The sequence below is a fragment of the Streptomyces pactum genome (genome assembly GCF_016031615.1).
In the GTDB taxonomy this organism is placed as follows: domain Bacteria; phylum Actinomycetota; class Actinomycetes; order Streptomycetales; family Streptomycetaceae; genus Streptomyces; species Streptomyces pactus.
Genome location: NZ_JACYXC010000001.1, coordinates 7,115,536 through 7,130,629, shown reverse-complemented (window position 1 = coordinate 7,130,629; position 15,094 = coordinate 7,115,536). Strand labels below are relative to the sequence as shown.

Here is a 15,094-nt window from a genome sequence, read left to right as displayed (position 1 = left end):
CGGGGCCGCCCGCGGGCCGGGCGGCCACCGCCGGAACGGGAACTAGCCGCGCTGGACGAACCGCAGGGTGGGGAACATCATCCCGGTGATCGGGGTGACCTTGACGCCCTTGACGCTGAAGTACGTGTTGTCGGCCTGGTACCAGACGTCCTGCCAGGCCAGGTCGGTGATCTTCTCGTTGAGCTGCCGGATCAGGGTCACCTGGGCCTCGCCGTCGGCCTTCTCGATCTTGCCGATCAACTCGTCGACCTCGGGGAAGTCCTTCGTCGAGGGGTTGGGGTTGAACCACTGCCGGGAGGTGATCCGGCCGTCCACCGAGGCCGCCGGGTTGGAGTCCAGCGCCAGGACCGCGACGAACATGGGGTAGGTGGCGGCGTTCTTCTGGTAGTCCGCCGGCGACAGGTTCTTCCAGGTCACCTTGATGCCGAGCTTGCCGAGGGTCTGCTGCACCGAGGGCTGCCAGGGCTGGAAGATCGACGACATCGGCATCGTCACCTCGAAGCCGTCGGGGTAGCCGGCCTCGGCCATGAGCCGCTTGGCCTTGTCCATGTCGAAGGCGTACCGGTCGTTGAGTGCCTCGTCGTAGGCCGGGCGGCCGGCGGGGAAGACCTGGGTGGTCGCCACACCGGCGCCCTGGCCCACCGACTTCAGCATGGCCGCGCCGTCGAAGGCGTGGTTGATGGCCCGCCGCACCCTGATGTCGCCCAGGGGCTTGAGCTCCTTGCCGGTGCGGTCGGTGAACTGGATGCCCACCCAGGTCGCGACGTCGGAGGCGACGTTCCAGCCCTTGTCCTTGGCCCGGGGGATGTCCGCGGCGTTGGCGTAGGCGACGTCCAGCTGGCCGGAGAGCATGGCGTTGAAGCTGGCGGTCGGGTCCGCGATCGGCAGCACGTGGACGGTGCCGAAGGGGTAGGTCTTGTCGTCCCAGTGCCCGGACTTCTTGGTGAAGACGTACTCCGAGCCCGGCGTCGACTTGCCCTCGTCGTAGGTGTACGGGCCCGAGCCGACGGGCCGGGTGGCGAGCGTCTTGGCCTCGATCGCGGCGGGCGAGGCCATCCAGCTGCGGCCCACGCCCATGTAGTAGAGGAGGGCGTCGTCCTTCTTCTTCAGGTCGAGGGCGATGGTGTCGGCGTCCACCTCCCGGATGGCGGTGACGTTGGCGTAGGCCTGGCCGGAGCGGACGCCGTCCTTGAGGTGCCGGAGGTTCTGCACCGCGGCCGCGGCGTCGAAGACCTCACCGTCGCTGAACTTCACCCCGGTGCGCAGGTTCATGGTGAGGGTCAGGTGGTCCGTGGAGAACCGCCAGGACCTGGCCAGGCCGGGCACCGGCCGGGAGTTCTTGTCCAGGGCGATCAGCGGGTCGTAGAGGGCCGACAGGTAGGGACCGTCGAAGCCGATGTCCGCCTGGGCCGGGTCCCAGGAGGTGACGTCGAGGAGGGTGCCTATCTTGATATCCTCGTCCGTGGTGCCACCGGTCGAGGTGACCGAGTTGGTACAGGCGGCCATCGCGAAGGCGGCGACCGCGGCGCATGTGGCTCTCCAGATTTTCTTCATGGAGTCTTCTCTCGCGTAAGAGGGGCGCTGGTGCCGGATCGATCCGGGGAGAGGAAACCGCCCGCCCTCTCGCCGTCGCAGCGCTCGGCGCACAGATGGGGAGTGGGTGCGCGGAAGTGTTCTCCCGCCCGCCACCTCGTGTGTCGTGGCCGTTAGTCTACGGACGTCGGCCAAAAAAACAATGGCCCCGTCACGCCTGATCGGCGGGCGACGGGGCCATGGTGCCGCCGACGGCGTTCGTGCAGGTCAGACCGCTTCTGCGACGACCACGCGCGGGCTGCCCGGCAGCTCGATCACCTCGCGCCGGCGCCAGCCGGACGCCTCCAGCCACGCGGTGACCTCGGACTCGGGATAGACGACCGTGCCGTCGATGACGAAGTACTCGCCGGCGTGCAGCGCGTCGATCGGACGCTGGCGGTCGTTGTCGTCCAGCAGGAAGTCCAGCAGCAGCAGCGTGGCACCGGGGCGTGCGGCGGCGCGGGCGCTGCCGAGGATGGCGCGGTTCTGCTCCGCGGTGAAGCGGTGGATCACGTGGTTGACCATGACCAGGTCGTGGTCGCCCGCCGGCCGCGCGGTGTCGGTCGGCGCGGGCTCGATCCGGGCGCGGTCCGCGAGCCCCGCGGCGTCGAGCGCCTGGGTGAGGGACTCCGTGGAGGCGGGGTCGAAGACGAAGCGCGCCGACAGCTCGGGGTTGGCCCGCAGGGCGCCGATGGCGAAGTCCGGCGAGAGCCCCCCGAGGTCGAGCAGGTCCCGGTAGGGCGCGAAGTCGAAGGAGCGGGCCAGCATGGCGGCGTGCAGCGCGTTGTAGCGCATGACGCCGGCCATGAACGTCTTCCAGCGGGACTCGTCCATCTCCAGCTCGCCGGGCTTGGTGGTGTCGACGGTGGTGTCGAACTGGAGCCAGTGGCCGTAGCTGATCTCGTTGAGGAAGCCGAGGAAGGGGTGCAGGTCGAGGTCGCCCTCGCCGGTCAGGTGGGCGGCGGAGTCCGGGGCGAGCCGGTAGCGGCCGTCGTGGCGCTCCAGCAGTCCCAGCGCGTTCATGGCGTCGGCCAGGATGCGGGTCATCTGCTCGCTGAGTCCGGTCGCCGCGGCGAGCTGGGGCACGTCGCGCTCCTGCTCGGCGAGAGCGCGGAACAGGCCGGTGCGGGCCGCGGCGAACAGCTGCTTCGCCCCCATGTAGCCGATCGCGATGTCGACGATGCGGTCCGGGGTGGCGGCGGGGGTGGTGGTGACGGGGGTGCCGGATGTGGTCATCGGGTTCTCCTCAGGTGGTGGGGTACGACGGTTGGGCGGGACCGTGGGCGCCGGCCGGCGCCGCGGACGGTCACCAGGTGCCGTCCGCGGCGACCTCGCGGTCGAGCCACAGGCCGGCCACGGCGCGGCGCAGTTCCGGGGCGCCGACCCGTTCGAGCAGCGCGACGGCGCCCGCGTTGTCCTCCAGCTGGGCCGCGCGGGAGACGCCAATTAGCACGTTCGCCGTCGCCGGGTTGGCCAGGCAGAACGCGATGCCCAGCTGCGCGGGGGTGGCGCCGAAGGAGTCGGCCAGGCGCCGCACCTCGCCGTAGGAGGCGGTGATGCGCTTCCGGATGCCGCCGACGTCGGCGCCGATCTTGCGGTCCGGGCGGAGCTTGCCGACCAGGATGCCGCCCTCGAAGACGTCGGACGCCTGGAGGGCCAGCTCGCCCGACTCGAACAGGGGGGCGTAGTAGCGGCCCTCGGCCATCGACCTGCGGACCAGGCCGTACTTGAGCTGTGCGAAGGAGGGCGGGACCAGGTCCCGCTCACGGGCGATGTCGATCGCCGCCCGCAGGTCGCGGTAGCGCCAGTTGTTGACGCCCCAGGTGGTGAACCGGCCCGCCTCGATCTGCTCGGCGACGTCGGTGACCACCCGCTCCACGTCCAGCTCACCGATGTAGTCGCCGACCACGACCATGTCGGCGCGCTCGACGCCGACACGCTCCAGCGACGTCTCCATCTGCTGCGTGAACCCGGTGGCGGGGTAGTCCCAGAGCCAGAGCTTGCCGCAGTACAGCCAGTCGGCGCGGGCCAGGCCCGCCTCCCGTACGGCACGGCCGAAGATCAGGTCGGTACTCGCGTTCTCCGCGTGCGGGCCCATGTTGTAGTGCGCGACGTCGAAGAAGGCACAGCCGAGTTCGGCGGCCCGCGCGATCAGCGACACCGCGTCGTCGAATTCCATCCGGTCCCAGGTGTTCCAGGACCCCAGCGACAGCACCGGTACGTCGGGGCCGCCGGGCCCCAACCTGCGTTGGGGAAGGGACTGTTCAGCGCTCAAAGCTCCTCCCGAAGCCTCGGCTTTTTCGTCTACGCTTGTATACTATAAAGCGGATGCCGTGACAAAGGTCTCGGCGCGAGGGGAGTGGTTCTCATGCGCACACGCACCGTGCTGGTCACCGGCGGAGCCGGCGGGATCGGCCGGGCCGTGGCCGCGGCGTTCACGGCGGCGGGCGACACCGTGGTGATCGCCGACCGGGACGCGCCGCGCGTCACGGAGACCGCACGGGCCCTCGGCGTCCGCGGCCGGGTCCTCGACATCACCGATCCGGACGCGATCGCCCGCGAGCTGGACGCGGTGCAGGCCGAGCTGGGGCCGGTCGAGGTGCTGGTGAACAACGCGGGCCTGCTCACCGTGCACGGCTCGCTGCTGGACCTGGCCGGGAGCGACCTGGACACCATCCTGCGCACCAACGTGGTGGGCACCTTCCTGATGACCCAGGAGGTGGCCCGCCGGATGATCGGCGCCGGGGTGGCCGGGACGGTCGTCAACATCTCCTCGATCGGCGGCCGGCAGCCCACGCCGGGCATGGGCGGCTACGAGAGCAGCAAGGCGGCCGTCGACGCGCTCACCCGCTGGGCCGCGATCGAACTGGCCGCGCACGGCATCCGCGTCAACGCGGTGGCCCCCGGGCCGGTGCTGACCGAGATGCTGGCCCTCGGCATGCCGGAGGGCTCCCCGCAGCGCAAGGCCTGGGAGGACCGCATCCCGCTCAGGCGGCTGGCCGCGGTGGACGATGTCGCCGCGGCCACGGTCTTCCTCGCGGGTGACGGCGCCGCGCACATCACCGGCACCAGCCTGCCGGTGGACGGCGGCCAGCTCCTCACCTGACCGAGGACGCCACCGGGCCCTGAGGCCCCCCCGACCGACGGCACGGGTCCCGGCCCGCCGGGCGCCACGCCCCGGCGGACCGGGACCCGCCCGTTTCGGCGGCGCGTGGACCGTGCACCTGCGGGGGCGGGGCACCGGCCTGCCCGGACCGGGCCCCGGAGGTCCGGCCCGAGGTGGCGGACGGGCCTCGCGGCACGCCGGTGGCCCGGCCCCGCGCCGGGGACGGCGCCGGACCGGGCAGGCCGGTGCGGGCGGCCAGGACGCCGGTGCGGGCGGCCGGGCGAGCAGGCAACAAGAAGAAGGAAGGAGAAGGGGGGGAGGGAGAGCGACCGCCCGGCCGATGGCCGGTGCGGACGGGCCCCGGTCATCGGTCATCGGTCATCGGCCGTCCGGGAGGAGCCGTTCCGGTGCACGTCACTCCCCCGCCCGGGCGCCGCGAAGGGGGCGGACGTCGGGCCGCCGCCCGCTCCGCCCCACCCGGCTCGGCCGCGGGCGCGCGTACGCCCCGGGCGACCGGGCGCGGCGGCGGACGCCCGCGCCCACCCGCCGCCCGGGGGGTGGGGTCAGACCGGCTCCGTCGTGCGGGGGCTCGCCGCGCGGTCGTGGACGATCCTGCCGTCCACCACCGTCATTTCCACGGTGACGTCCGGCAGTTCGGCGGGGGTGAGGGCCAGCGGGTCGGCCTCCAGGACGCACAGGTCGGCCGCCATGCCCGGGGCGAGCGTGCCCTTCCAGGAAGCGGCGTGGTCCTGGCGGGCAGGCTCCACCGTGTAGCAGCGCAGCAGCCGCTCCATCCGCGCGCGCGGATCGTCGGCGGGCCCCATCCACGCGTCGGCCGCGGCGATCTGGCGCCGCCAGTCCGGGGAGAGCACGGGCGCGTCGGAGGACAGGCACAGCGGCACGCCCGCGTCGAACGCCTCCCGCAGCGGCCAGGCCGCCGCCGCCGGGCCCGGGCCCAGCGCGTCGTCCACCAGCGCGCGGGTGCGCAGCGCGATCTCCGGCTGGGTGTTCAGGCCGACCCCGAGCGCGGCCATCCGGCGCAGTTGCGGCCCGGTCACCAGGTCACCGTGGATGACGTAGTGGCCCAGGTCCACGTCGTGCTCGCGCCGCGCCCGCTCCACCGCGTCGAGCATGATGTCGATCGAGCGGTCCCCCGTGGCGTGCACGCCCACCTGGCGGCCCGCGCGGTGCGCGGCGAGGATCATCCGGGCCAGGTTCGCCTCGCGCTCGGCGTCGTCGGCGCCCCCGACCAGCAGGGAGGGCCGGACGCCGTCGGCGTAGCAGTGGTGGGTGTAGGCCGACCGCATCGGCGGGATGCCGTCGGCGAATATCTTGACGCCGGCGAACCGGAGCCACCGCGCGTCGCTCGTGGCGCCATCGGTCGCGGCGAGGCCGGCCAGGTAGTTCTCCAGGTCGCTGGGGCCGTCCAGCTCGCCGTAGAGCCACAGAACGGTGACCCTGGCCCGCAGCAGCCCCTCGGCGGCGAGCGCGCGGTACTGCTCGGCGACCGAGGTGCCGAAGGCGCCGGTCCTCCCGTGGTCCTCGCCGGGGCCGAGGCCGGGCTCGGTGTAGCTGGTGATGCCGAGCGAGGCGAGGAGGTCCCCGGCCCGCAGGATCGCCCGGCGGCGCCGGCCGTCGTCCAGGAGCGGACGTTCGGGGGGCGGGCCGGGAGCCGCCTGCTCGCCGAAGAGGGTGTCGGGCCACAGGGCGCCCAGCCAGGTGGCGTGCAGGTGGCTGTCGTTGATGCCGGGCAGGACGGCGCGGCCGGCGAGGTCGACGACCTCGGTCGCGGGGCCGGCGAGCGCCAGCACCTCGGAGTCGTCCCCGACGCGGGCGACGAGCCCGTCGCGCAAGGCGACGGCGGTCGCCCCCGCCCCCCGGCCGCCCGGCGCCAGGGTGTGGACGGGACCACCTCTCAGGATCAGGTCGGCCGGTGCATTGCGGGCGTGGCCGTCAGCTGTGCGCACGGGTGCTCCTCGTCGCTCTCAGGGGCTCGACATTTGAGTCAACGGTCGTAGACTAACGCATCGTCGAGCCAATGATCCGCTCGATCCGAAGGAGTTGTGATGGACGTTCCCTCCTCGACCCGCGCCGCCGTCCTGACCCGGCACGGCGCCGACCTGGACCTCGTCGAGCTGCCGCTGCCGGCCGTGCCGGAGCCCGGGGCCGCCCTGGTGCGCATCCTCCGCACGACCCTGTGCGGCACCGACATCGAGATCTGGTCGGGAAAGATGAGCTTCCCGGGCATGCTGCCGATGGTGCTCGGCCACGAGATGGTCGGCGAGATCGTCGCGCTCGGCGAGAACACCCGCGACGCCCTGGGCCGCGAGCTGTCCGTCGGGGACCGCATCGGCTGGTCGGAATCGACCTGCGGCGCATGCCACGGCTGCACGGTGCTGCGCGAGCCGGTGGCCTGCTCCGACCGGGGCTACGGGTTCCTCCAGCGCTCCGACGTGCCCCCGTACGCCACGGCCGGTCTGTGCGAGTACGTCTACGTGGTCCCGGGCGCGGCCAAGCTGCTGCTGCCGCGGGAGATCCCCGACACCTGGGCCGCGATGGCCGGCTGTGCGGCGAAGACCGTGCTCAGGGCGTTCTCCCGGGCCGGCGGGGTGCGCCCCGGCTCCCGCGTCGTCGTCCAGGGGTCGGGCGCGCTCGGCCTCTTCGCGACCGCGGTGGCCCACCTCGGCGGCGCGGGCAGTGTGATCACCGTCGGCGCGCCCCCGCAACGGCTCGCGCTGGCCGGCGCGTTCGGCGCCGACGCGACGGTGGACATCGCCGCGGGCTCCGAGGCCGTCGTCACCCGGGTGCGGGAACTCACCGGCGGACACGGCGCCGACCTGGTCCTGGACTTCGCCGGCGCCCCGTCGGTGGGCCGCGAGGCGGTGGAGATGGCGGCCCGGCGAGGCCGGATCGTCATCGTGGGCAGCACCGGGCCGACCGCCGACCCGCTGGCGCTGGGCACCGTGATGGGCAAGGAACTCACCATCGTCGGCTCGCTCAACGGCGACATCGCCGACTACCACGACGCGATCAGCTTCTTCACCTCCTTCTCCGCCCGCATGCCCTGGGACCGGCTGTTCGGCGAGCCCGTCGGCCTGTCCGGGGCCTCCTCCCGCATCGCCGCGATGAGCCGGCACGAGGAGATCAAGGCCGTCATCGATCCCCGGCTCGCCTGAGCGGGCCCGAGAAAGGAACCACCCGTGACCTCCACCGTGCTCCCCCGGCGCCCCATCGGCACCAGCGGGCTCCAGGCGTCGGTCCTCTCCCTCGGTTCGTGGCACACCTTCGACCGGATGGACTTCGCGGACGCCGTCACCATGGTCCGCCACGCGCTCGACGAGGGCGTCAACCTGTTCGACGTCGGCGTCTACGGCCTGCCCGGCGCTCCCCCGGTCTTCACCGACGTGCTGTGGGGCGCCATCATGCGCGCGACCGGGGTCCCCCGGGACGCGTACCTGGCGTCGGTGAAGCTGTGGATCGAGGGCTTCGGCCCCGAAGGGTTCGCCCCGCAGCTGCACAACGCGTTCCTGCGGACCGGGCTCGACCACGCCGACCTGGTGATCCTCGGCGACCTGCGGCGCGACGACGTCGCCCTGGAGGACCTCGTGGGCGACCTGGCCGCCCTCTTCGAGGCCGGGCTGATCCGCGCCTGGGGCGTGAACAACTGGTCGGCCGGGAACATCCGCGCGCTCCGCCGGATCGCCGCCGAACGGGGCGTGCCCGGTCCGCAGATCGCACAGCTGAAGTACAGCCTGGCGCGGCGCGCGATCCCCGACGGGGCGCCGTTCGCCGAGCTGTTCGCCTCGGGTTTCAGCATGCAGGCCTCCGACGTCCTGGAGGGCGGCATCCTGGCCGGCCGCACCTCCCCGGACCGGGAGATCGGCCGCGACCCCGGCTCCATCCGCGACGCGATCGTGGCGACCGTCCCGGGCATCACCCGGCTCGCCGAGGAGCTCGGCACCACCCCCGCCCAGCTCGCGATCGCCTTCACCCTCACCCACCCGGCCACCACCACGACGCTGGTCGGCGCCACCCGGCTGGAACAGGTCCGGCAGAACATCGGCGCCCTGGACCTGCTGGAGCGGGTCGGGGCCGACGAACTGCGGGCCCTGGTGGAGCCGTTCTGGACCGACCGAGGCATCGTCGACCCGGAAGGCCCCTGACGTGACCACTGCCACCCCACCCGGCCCCGGGGACGCACGGTGACGGGCCTGCCGCGTCCGCGGCCCGTCCCCTACGACCCGCAGCTCGAAGCGGATCTCGCCGCCTGCCGCGCGCTGATCGAGCCGGTCCCGCTGCGGGCGGACACGATCCTCGCCAACCGCGCGCACTTCGCCACCCTCGTCCCCCCGGTCGAGGAGGCGATCGGAAACCTCCCGGTGGACGTCGAGCACGTCACCGCGGCGGGCCCGCCCGGCGCACCGGACGTGGAGCTGACGGTGCTGCGCCCGCGCGGCGCCGACCGCGACGCGCCGGGGATCTACAGCATCCACGGCGGCGGCATGGTGCTCGGCAACCGGTTCTTCGGCATCGCCGGCCTGGCCGAGGACGTCCTGGCGCTCGGCGCCGTGGGCGTCAGCGTCGAGTACCGGCTCGCCCCCGAACACCCGGCCCCGGCCGCCGCGGAGGACTGCTACGCGGGACTGCTCTGGTTCGCCGGGAACGCGACCGCCCTGGGCGTGGACCCCGGCCGCATCCTGGTCGGCGGGGCGAGCGCGGGCGGCGGCCTCGGCGCCGCGGTCGCCCTGATGGCCCGGGACCGCGGCGGGCCCGCCCTCGCCGGACAGCTGCTGGACTGCCCGATGCTCGACGACCGGAACGCCACCGTCTCCAGCCGGCAGTACGACGGCATCGGCATCTGGGACCGCGCGCACAACGAGACCGCCTGGACCGCGCTGCTGGGCACCGACCGCGGCACCGGCGCGGTGTCGCCCTACGCGGCGCCCGCCCGGGCCGACGACCTGTCCGGGCTGCCGCCCGCCTTCGTCTCGGTCGGCGCGGCCGAGGTGTTCCGCGACGAGGCGGTCGAGTACGCCACCCGGATCTGGGCCGCCGGCGGGCAGGCCGAACTGCACGTCTGGTCGGGCGCCTACCACGGCTTCACCGGCTTCTCCGCGGACACCGAGGTGTCCCGGGCCGCCGTCGCCACCCGGGAGTCGTGGCTGCGGCGGGTCCTGCGCACCGACGGCCGGTCGCGGTGAGCGTGCCCGCCGGGCGCGGGGCACCTGCCCGACAGGAGGCGTCCGCCGGGGACGGGGCGCGCGTGATGAGCGCGCGCCGCGCCGCGGTCGTCCTGGGGTCGCTGGAGGTGTTCGGCCCGCTGTCGATGGACCTCTCCATGCCCCTGCTGCCCCAGCTCGCCGAGGACCTGCGGACCAACGACAGTCTCGCCCAGGCGTCCATGTCGGTGTGCATGCTCGGGCTCGCGCTCGGCCAGCTCGTCACGGGCCCGCTCAGCGACCGGCTGGGCAGACGGCGGCCCCTGCTGTGGGGCGTGGCGCTCTTCACCCTCTTCTCCCTGCTGTGCGCCCTCGCCCCGACCATCGAGATCCTGCTGCTGACGCGGTTCCTGCAGGGCGTCGCCGGGTCCGCCGGGGTCGTCATCGCCCTGGCCGCCGCCCGGGACATCGCCTCGGGCGTCGCGCTGGCCCGCCTGCTGAGCCTGCTCGGGCTCGTCGGGGCGCTGGCGCCGGTCCTGGCGCCGGTGGCGGGCGGGCAGCTCGCCGCGGTACTGGACTGGCGGGGCCTCTTCGTGGTCCTCGCCGGCGTGGGCACCGTCCTGTTCGTCGTCTCGGCCACCGCGCTGCCCGAGACGCTCCCGCCACCGCTGCGGCACCGGGGCGGGTTCGCCGAGACCGGCCGCCGCTTCGGCACGGTGCTGCGCGACCGCCTCTTCGTCTGCTACCTGCTGGTGGGGGCCTGCACCGGCACGGCCTTCTTCACGTACCTGGCGTCCATCAGCTTCGTCCTCCAGGACGGCTTCGGCCTCGGTCCGCAGGCGTTCAGCGCGGTCTTCGCGGCGAACGCGGTCGTCGCGATGCTGGGGTCACTGGGCAACCGCGGCCTGGTACGCCGGGCCGGGCCCGCCCGCATGTACGTCGCCGGCACCACGGCGACCGCCGTCGCGGCGCTGGGTCTGCTCGGGGTGGTGATCACCGGGACGGGTCTGGCCGCGGTGCTCGTGGTGCTCGCCCTGGTGCTGTTCTGCTACGGCGCGATCGCCCCCAACAGTTCGGCCCTGGCCCTCGGCGGCCACGGCGAGCGGGCCGGGACCGCGGCCGCGCTGCTCGGCATGTCGAGCTTCGCCGTCGGACCGGTCGTGGCGCCCCTCGTCGCCCTCGGCGGGGCGGCGGACCTGACCATGGCGCTCACCATGGCGGTCGCCACGGCCCTGGCGTGCGTGCTGGTGTGGACCGCCGTCCTGCCCCGGCTCCGCCGGTCCCCGCCGGCCCCCGGCCGCCGGCACCGCCCGTCCCGACGGAGCCCCCCCCCCACCCCCACGACACCCCCCCCCCGCTGATCCCCTCGCGCGAGCCGCGCCAGGACCGCCGCCCCGGCGCTCCTGGCGCGGCTTCCCCACGCCCCCGCGCCGCCCCGTCCGGGCCGCGGCCGCCACCCGGCCCGCCCCTCCGCCGTCCTGTCCGGACACACCGGTGGCAGCGCCGCGACCCCGCCCCGGCGCCTCCTCCCCCGCCGCACCCAGAGGGGACAGGCGACCTCCCCGGGCACCGCACCCGGCCGAGGGCACCGCAGGCTCAGCGCACCGCACACGGCCGAGGGCCGGACCGCGACGGTCCGGCCCTCGGCCGTGGTGGTTCCGGTGACGGCCGGGGCCGTCACCGGGGGCGGGTCAGGGTGCCTCCCCGCCGGGCTCCACGATGCCCAGCCCGTCCGCGCCGACCTGCACGGCGGTCTCGTCCAGGACGGCCTCGGTGACGGGCTGGAGGCGTCCGTCGAGGTCCAGGACCGGCGACGCCTCCTTGTACCAGGACTCGATCACCGCGTTGCCCCAGAAGTCGCGGCGGCGGTCGTCGCGGACGTTCCACCGGTACGTCTCGTGGTCGGGGTCACCGGTGTAGTAGTCGGAGGTGTAGATCTCCACCCGGTGGCCGTCGGGGTCCCGCAGGTACAGGTAGAACGCGTTGGACACGCCGTGCCGGCCGGGGCCGCGCTCGATGTGGTGCTCCTTGCGCAGCGAGCCGAAGAGGTCGGCGGTCCGCAGGACCTGGTGGGACTCGTGGGTGGCGACGCCCACGTGGTGCAGCCGGGGCCCGGCACCGCCGGTGAAGGCGACGTCGTGCACGGTCTGCTTGCGGTACATCCACGCCGCGTACAGCTCGTGCTCGTCGCCCTCGATGGTCTCCGAGCAGCCGAAGCCGAGGGCCTCGTAGTGGGCGTAGGCGGCCGGTATGTCGGGGGTGCAGATGTTGAAGTGGTCCAGGCGTGCGATCTCGGCGCCGCGGCGCAGGTCGTAGCGCTGGATGAGGCGCTCGGCGCGCTCGATGTCGTGGAAGAACTCCACCGGGAAGCCGAGCGGGTCGACGACCCGGACGGCGTCGCCGACGCCCGGCGTCCCGGCGCCCTTGGGCACGCGGCGCACCGGCCGGCCGAGGGCCCGGAAGTACTCCTCGGCACGGTCGACGTCCTCGGGCGTGCGGACCCGGTAGGAGATGTGGTCCAGGGCCGCGGTCTCCCCCCGGCGCAGCACGAGGGAGTGGTGGGTGAGTTCGTCGGTCCCGCGCAGGCAGAGCAGGGACTCGTCCTCGTACTGGACGTGGAAGCCGAGCATCTCGCCCCAGAACCAGCGCGCCCGGTCCAGGTCGGTGACGACGAGCTGGGCGTAGGCGGAACGGACGACGTCGGGAGGGGTGCTCGAAGGGGTGCTCATGGGTGCGGACTCCTTGACGGTCAGGACGCGCCGAAGCGGGGGGTGTGGGGCTCGCCGAGCATCACGTGGACGATTTTCGACTCGGTGTAGAAATCGATACTATGCGCGCCGCCCTCCCGGCCGAGGCCGGAGGACTTCACCCCGCCGAAGGGAGTGCGCAGGTCACGCACGTTGTGGGAGTTGATCCAGACCATGCCGGACTCGACGGCGTGCGCGACGCGGTGGCCGCGCTTGAGGTCGGAGGTCCACACGTAGGCCGCGAGGCCGTACTCGGTGGCGTTGGCCAGTTCCACGGCCTCGGCCTCGTCGTCGAAGGGCGCGACGGCCACGACGGGCCCGAAGATCTCCTCCTGGAAGATCCGGGCGTCGCGCGGCACGTCGGCGAAGACGGTGGGCTGGAGGTAGTTGCCCTCGGGCAGGTGCGCGGGGCGTTCGCCGCCGGCCACGAGCCTGGCCTCCCGGCGGCCGATCTCCACGTACTCCCGTACGCGGGCGTAGTGCTCGGCGTGCACCAGTGCGCCGACCTCGGTGGCGGGGTCGGCCGGCAGCCCCACCTTCACGCGTTCGGCGCGCTCGGCCAGGCGCCGGGTGAACTCCTCGTACACCGGGCGTTCCACCAGGACGCGGGAGCCGGCGGTGCAGCGCTCGCCGTTGAGCGAGAAGACGCCGAAGACGACCGAGTCCAGCGCCGCGTCCAGGTCGGCGTCGGCGAAGAGCACCACCGGGGACTTTCCGCCCAGCTCCATGGAGGTGGTCTTCAGGTGCGTGGCGGAGCTGCGGACGATGTGCCGGCCGGTGTCCGTGGAGCCGGTGAAGGAGATCAGCGGCACCTGCGGGTGGTCCACGAGGGCCTGCCCCGCCTCCTCACCGATGCCGTGGACGATGTTGACGACGCCGGAGGGCACCCCGGCCTCGTCGAGGATCTCGGGCCACAGGCTGGCGGACAGCGGGGTCCACTCGGCGGGCTTGAGGACGACGGTGCAGCCGGAGGCCAGCGCGGGGGCCAGCTTCCAGCTCTCCAGCATGAACGGCGTGTTCCAGGGCGTGATCAGTCCCGCGACGCCGACGGGGGTGCGGACGACGTAGTTGATCTGCTGGTCACCGGCGCGGAAGGCCTCCTCGCCGAGCGCGACGATCACGTCGCCGAAGTAGCGGAAGTTCTCCGCCGCCCGCCGCGCCTGGCCGCGGGCCTGGGTGACGGGCAGCCCGGAGTCGAAGGTCTCCAGCGCGGCCAGGCGCTCCTCGCGCGCCTCGACGGCGTCGGCGATCCGGTAGAGGATCCGGGCGCGCTCCCGGTTGCCCACCGCGGACCACGCGGGGAAGGCCGCCCGGGCCGCGGCCACGGCGCGGTCCACATCGGCGGGGCCGCCGGCGGCGGCCCGGGTGTAGGGGGCGTTGGAGACGGGGTCGCAGACGGGGAAGGTCCGGCCGTCGGCGCTGTCGAGCAGTTCGCCGCCGATCCAGTGCCGGATGCGGTCCGGCAGGTCGTCCGGGCGACCCTCGGTGAGGCTGGTGGACATGGTGGTCCCTTCCGTTCGCAAGGTGTCGGATCCGCTCGGGTCAGATCTGCCGGGTGAGGTCGCCGCCCTCGGCGAGCAGGGCGCGGATGCGGGCCAGGCCGTCCTCGGTGGGCGGCGTCAGCGGCGGGCGGACGTGCCCCGAGGCGATCCGGCCCTGCTGCTCCAGCACCCACTTGGCGGGCGCGGGGTTGGTCTCGACGAACAGCAGGTCCACGAGCGGGTGCAGCCGGTAGTGCAGGTCCCGGGCGGCCTCGAAGTCGCCGGCCTCCCACAGCTCGTACATCCGGGCCACGGCGGTGGGCGCGAGGTTGGCGACGGCGGAGACGAAGCCGGCGCCGCCGAGCGCGAGCAGCGGCAGGCACAGCAGCTCGATGCCGGACCAGACCAGCAGCTCACGGCCGCAGGCGTGCAGGATGCGGGAGAAGTGCTCGAAGTCCTTGGTGGTCTCCTTGACGCCGACGAAGTTGTCGAAGTCGGTGAACAGGCGCCGGACGGTGTCCGGCGCGATGTCCACGGCGGTGCGGGAGGGCACGTTGTAGGCGACGATCGGCAGGTCGGGGAACTCGCGGGCCACCGTGGCGTACCACCGGTACAGCGCCTCCTGGGTGGGCCGCGCGTAGTACGGGGTGATCACCAGGGCGGCGTCCGCGCCCGCGTCGCGGGCGGCGGAGGTGATCTCCAGCGTCTCGTCCAGCTTGTGGGAGCCGGTGCCGGGCAGGAACGGCACGCGGTCGCCGATCTCGTCCGCGACGGTGCGCAGGGCGGCGATGCGCTCGGCGGTGGTCTGCGCGGACGGTTCACCGGTGGAGCCGCCCAGCGAGATGCCGTGCGAGCCGGACTCCAGCTGCCAGCGGACGAGGCCGCGGAGGCTGTCGTGGTCGACGGCGCCCTCCTCGGTGAAGGGCGTGATGACGGGGGCGATGGACCCGCGGATGGTGGACGGGTCGGTGCGGAACTTCATGGGGTGCTCCGTGGGTGGATCCGTGGATGACGCTGCGGGTGAAGGGG

General features: G+C 73.7%; 12 protein-coding genes. 5 read left to right on the top strand and 7 right to left on the bottom strand.

The window, feature by feature from the left end; translation table 11 throughout:
* Positions 1-42 precede the first annotated feature (42 nt).
* The 3 genes from IHE55_RS28170 to IHE55_RS28160 form a co-directional block, all read right to left on the bottom strand.
* Positions 43-1,554, bottom strand: a complete 1,512-nt coding sequence (locus tag IHE55_RS28170) for an ABC transporter substrate-binding protein (protein ID WP_197991610.1) — start codon at positions 1,552-1,554, stop codon at positions 43-45.
* A gap of 246 nt (positions 1,555-1,800) precedes the next feature.
* On the bottom strand, positions 1,801-2,808 hold the full coding sequence (locus IHE55_RS28165; protein ID WP_197991609.1) for a methyltransferase family protein: 1,008 nt from the start codon (positions 2,806-2,808) through the stop codon (positions 1,801-1,803).
* 70 nt (positions 2,809-2,878) lie between these two features.
* The gene (locus tag IHE55_RS28160) at positions 2,879-3,847 is read right to left on the bottom strand and encodes an aldo/keto reductase (protein WP_232265723.1); all 969 of its coding nucleotides are present in this window, start codon (positions 3,845-3,847) and stop codon (positions 2,879-2,881) included.
* Between the two features lie 93 nt (positions 3,848-3,940).
* Here IHE55_RS28160 and IHE55_RS28155 point away from each other — a divergent pair, with 93 nt between their 5' ends.
* The gene (locus tag IHE55_RS28155; RefSeq protein WP_197991608.1) at positions 3,941-4,678 is read left to right on the top strand and encodes an SDR family NAD(P)-dependent oxidoreductase; all 738 of its coding nucleotides are present in this window, start codon (positions 3,941-3,943) and stop codon (positions 4,676-4,678) included.
* Between the two features lie 563 nt (positions 4,679-5,241).
* On the opposite strand, the gene IHE55_RS28150 is transcribed toward IHE55_RS28155, so the two are convergent.
* Positions 5,242-6,645 carry an amidohydrolase gene (locus IHE55_RS28150; protein ID WP_197991607.1) on the bottom strand — a complete coding sequence of 468 codons (1,404 nt, stop codon included), beginning with the start codon at positions 6,643-6,645 and terminating at the stop codon, positions 5,242-5,244.
* Positions 6,646-6,744: 99 nt separating this feature from the next.
* On the opposite strand from IHE55_RS28150, the gene IHE55_RS28145 reads away from it, so the two are divergent.
* From IHE55_RS28145 to IHE55_RS28130, 4 genes are all read left to right on the top strand, one after another.
* The gene (locus IHE55_RS28145; RefSeq protein WP_197991606.1) at positions 6,745-7,854 is read left to right on the top strand and encodes a zinc-binding dehydrogenase; all 1,110 of its coding nucleotides are present in this window, start codon (positions 6,745-6,747) and stop codon (positions 7,852-7,854) included.
* Between the two features lie 24 nt (positions 7,855-7,878).
* Entirely contained in the window at positions 7,879-8,841 is a 963-nt protein-coding gene (locus IHE55_RS28140; protein ID WP_197991605.1) for an aldo/keto reductase, read from the top strand.
* Between the two features lie 39 nt (positions 8,842-8,880).
* Positions 8,881-9,879, top strand: a complete 999-nt coding sequence (locus IHE55_RS28135) for an alpha/beta hydrolase fold domain-containing protein (RefSeq protein ID WP_372442739.1) — start codon at positions 8,881-8,883, stop codon at positions 9,877-9,879.
* A 65-nt stretch (positions 9,880-9,944) separates the two neighbouring features.
* Positions 9,945-11,198, top strand: coding sequence for a multidrug effflux MFS transporter (locus tag IHE55_RS28130; RefSeq protein ID WP_197991604.1), 1,254 nt, complete (start codon positions 9,945-9,947; stop codon positions 11,196-11,198).
* Positions 11,199-11,528: 330 nt separating this feature from the next.
* Here the strand turns inward: IHE55_RS28130 and hpaD are convergent, their stop codons facing one another.
* The 3 genes from hpaD to dapA are packed head-to-tail and all read right to left on the bottom strand — an operon-like array spanning position 11,529 to position 15,047.
* Complete coding sequence (hpaD, locus tag IHE55_RS28125; RefSeq protein WP_197991603.1) at positions 11,529-12,566, bottom strand: 3,4-dihydroxyphenylacetate 2,3-dioxygenase; 1,038 nt, start codon at positions 12,564-12,566, stop codon at positions 11,529-11,531.
* 20 nt (positions 12,567-12,586) lie between these two features.
* Positions 12,587-14,086: a 5-carboxymethyl-2-hydroxymuconate semialdehyde dehydrogenase gene (hpaE, locus tag IHE55_RS28120; RefSeq protein WP_197991602.1), complete on the bottom strand. Its 1,500-nt coding sequence runs from the start codon at positions 14,084-14,086 to the stop codon at positions 12,587-12,589.
* 40 nt (positions 14,087-14,126) lie between these two features.
* Positions 14,127-15,047 (bottom strand): 4-hydroxy-tetrahydrodipicolinate synthase, encoded by a 921-nt coding sequence (dapA, locus tag IHE55_RS28115; RefSeq protein ID WP_197991601.1) that lies wholly within the window; start codon positions 15,045-15,047, stop codon positions 14,127-14,129.
* Positions 15,048-15,094 lie beyond the last annotated feature (47 nt).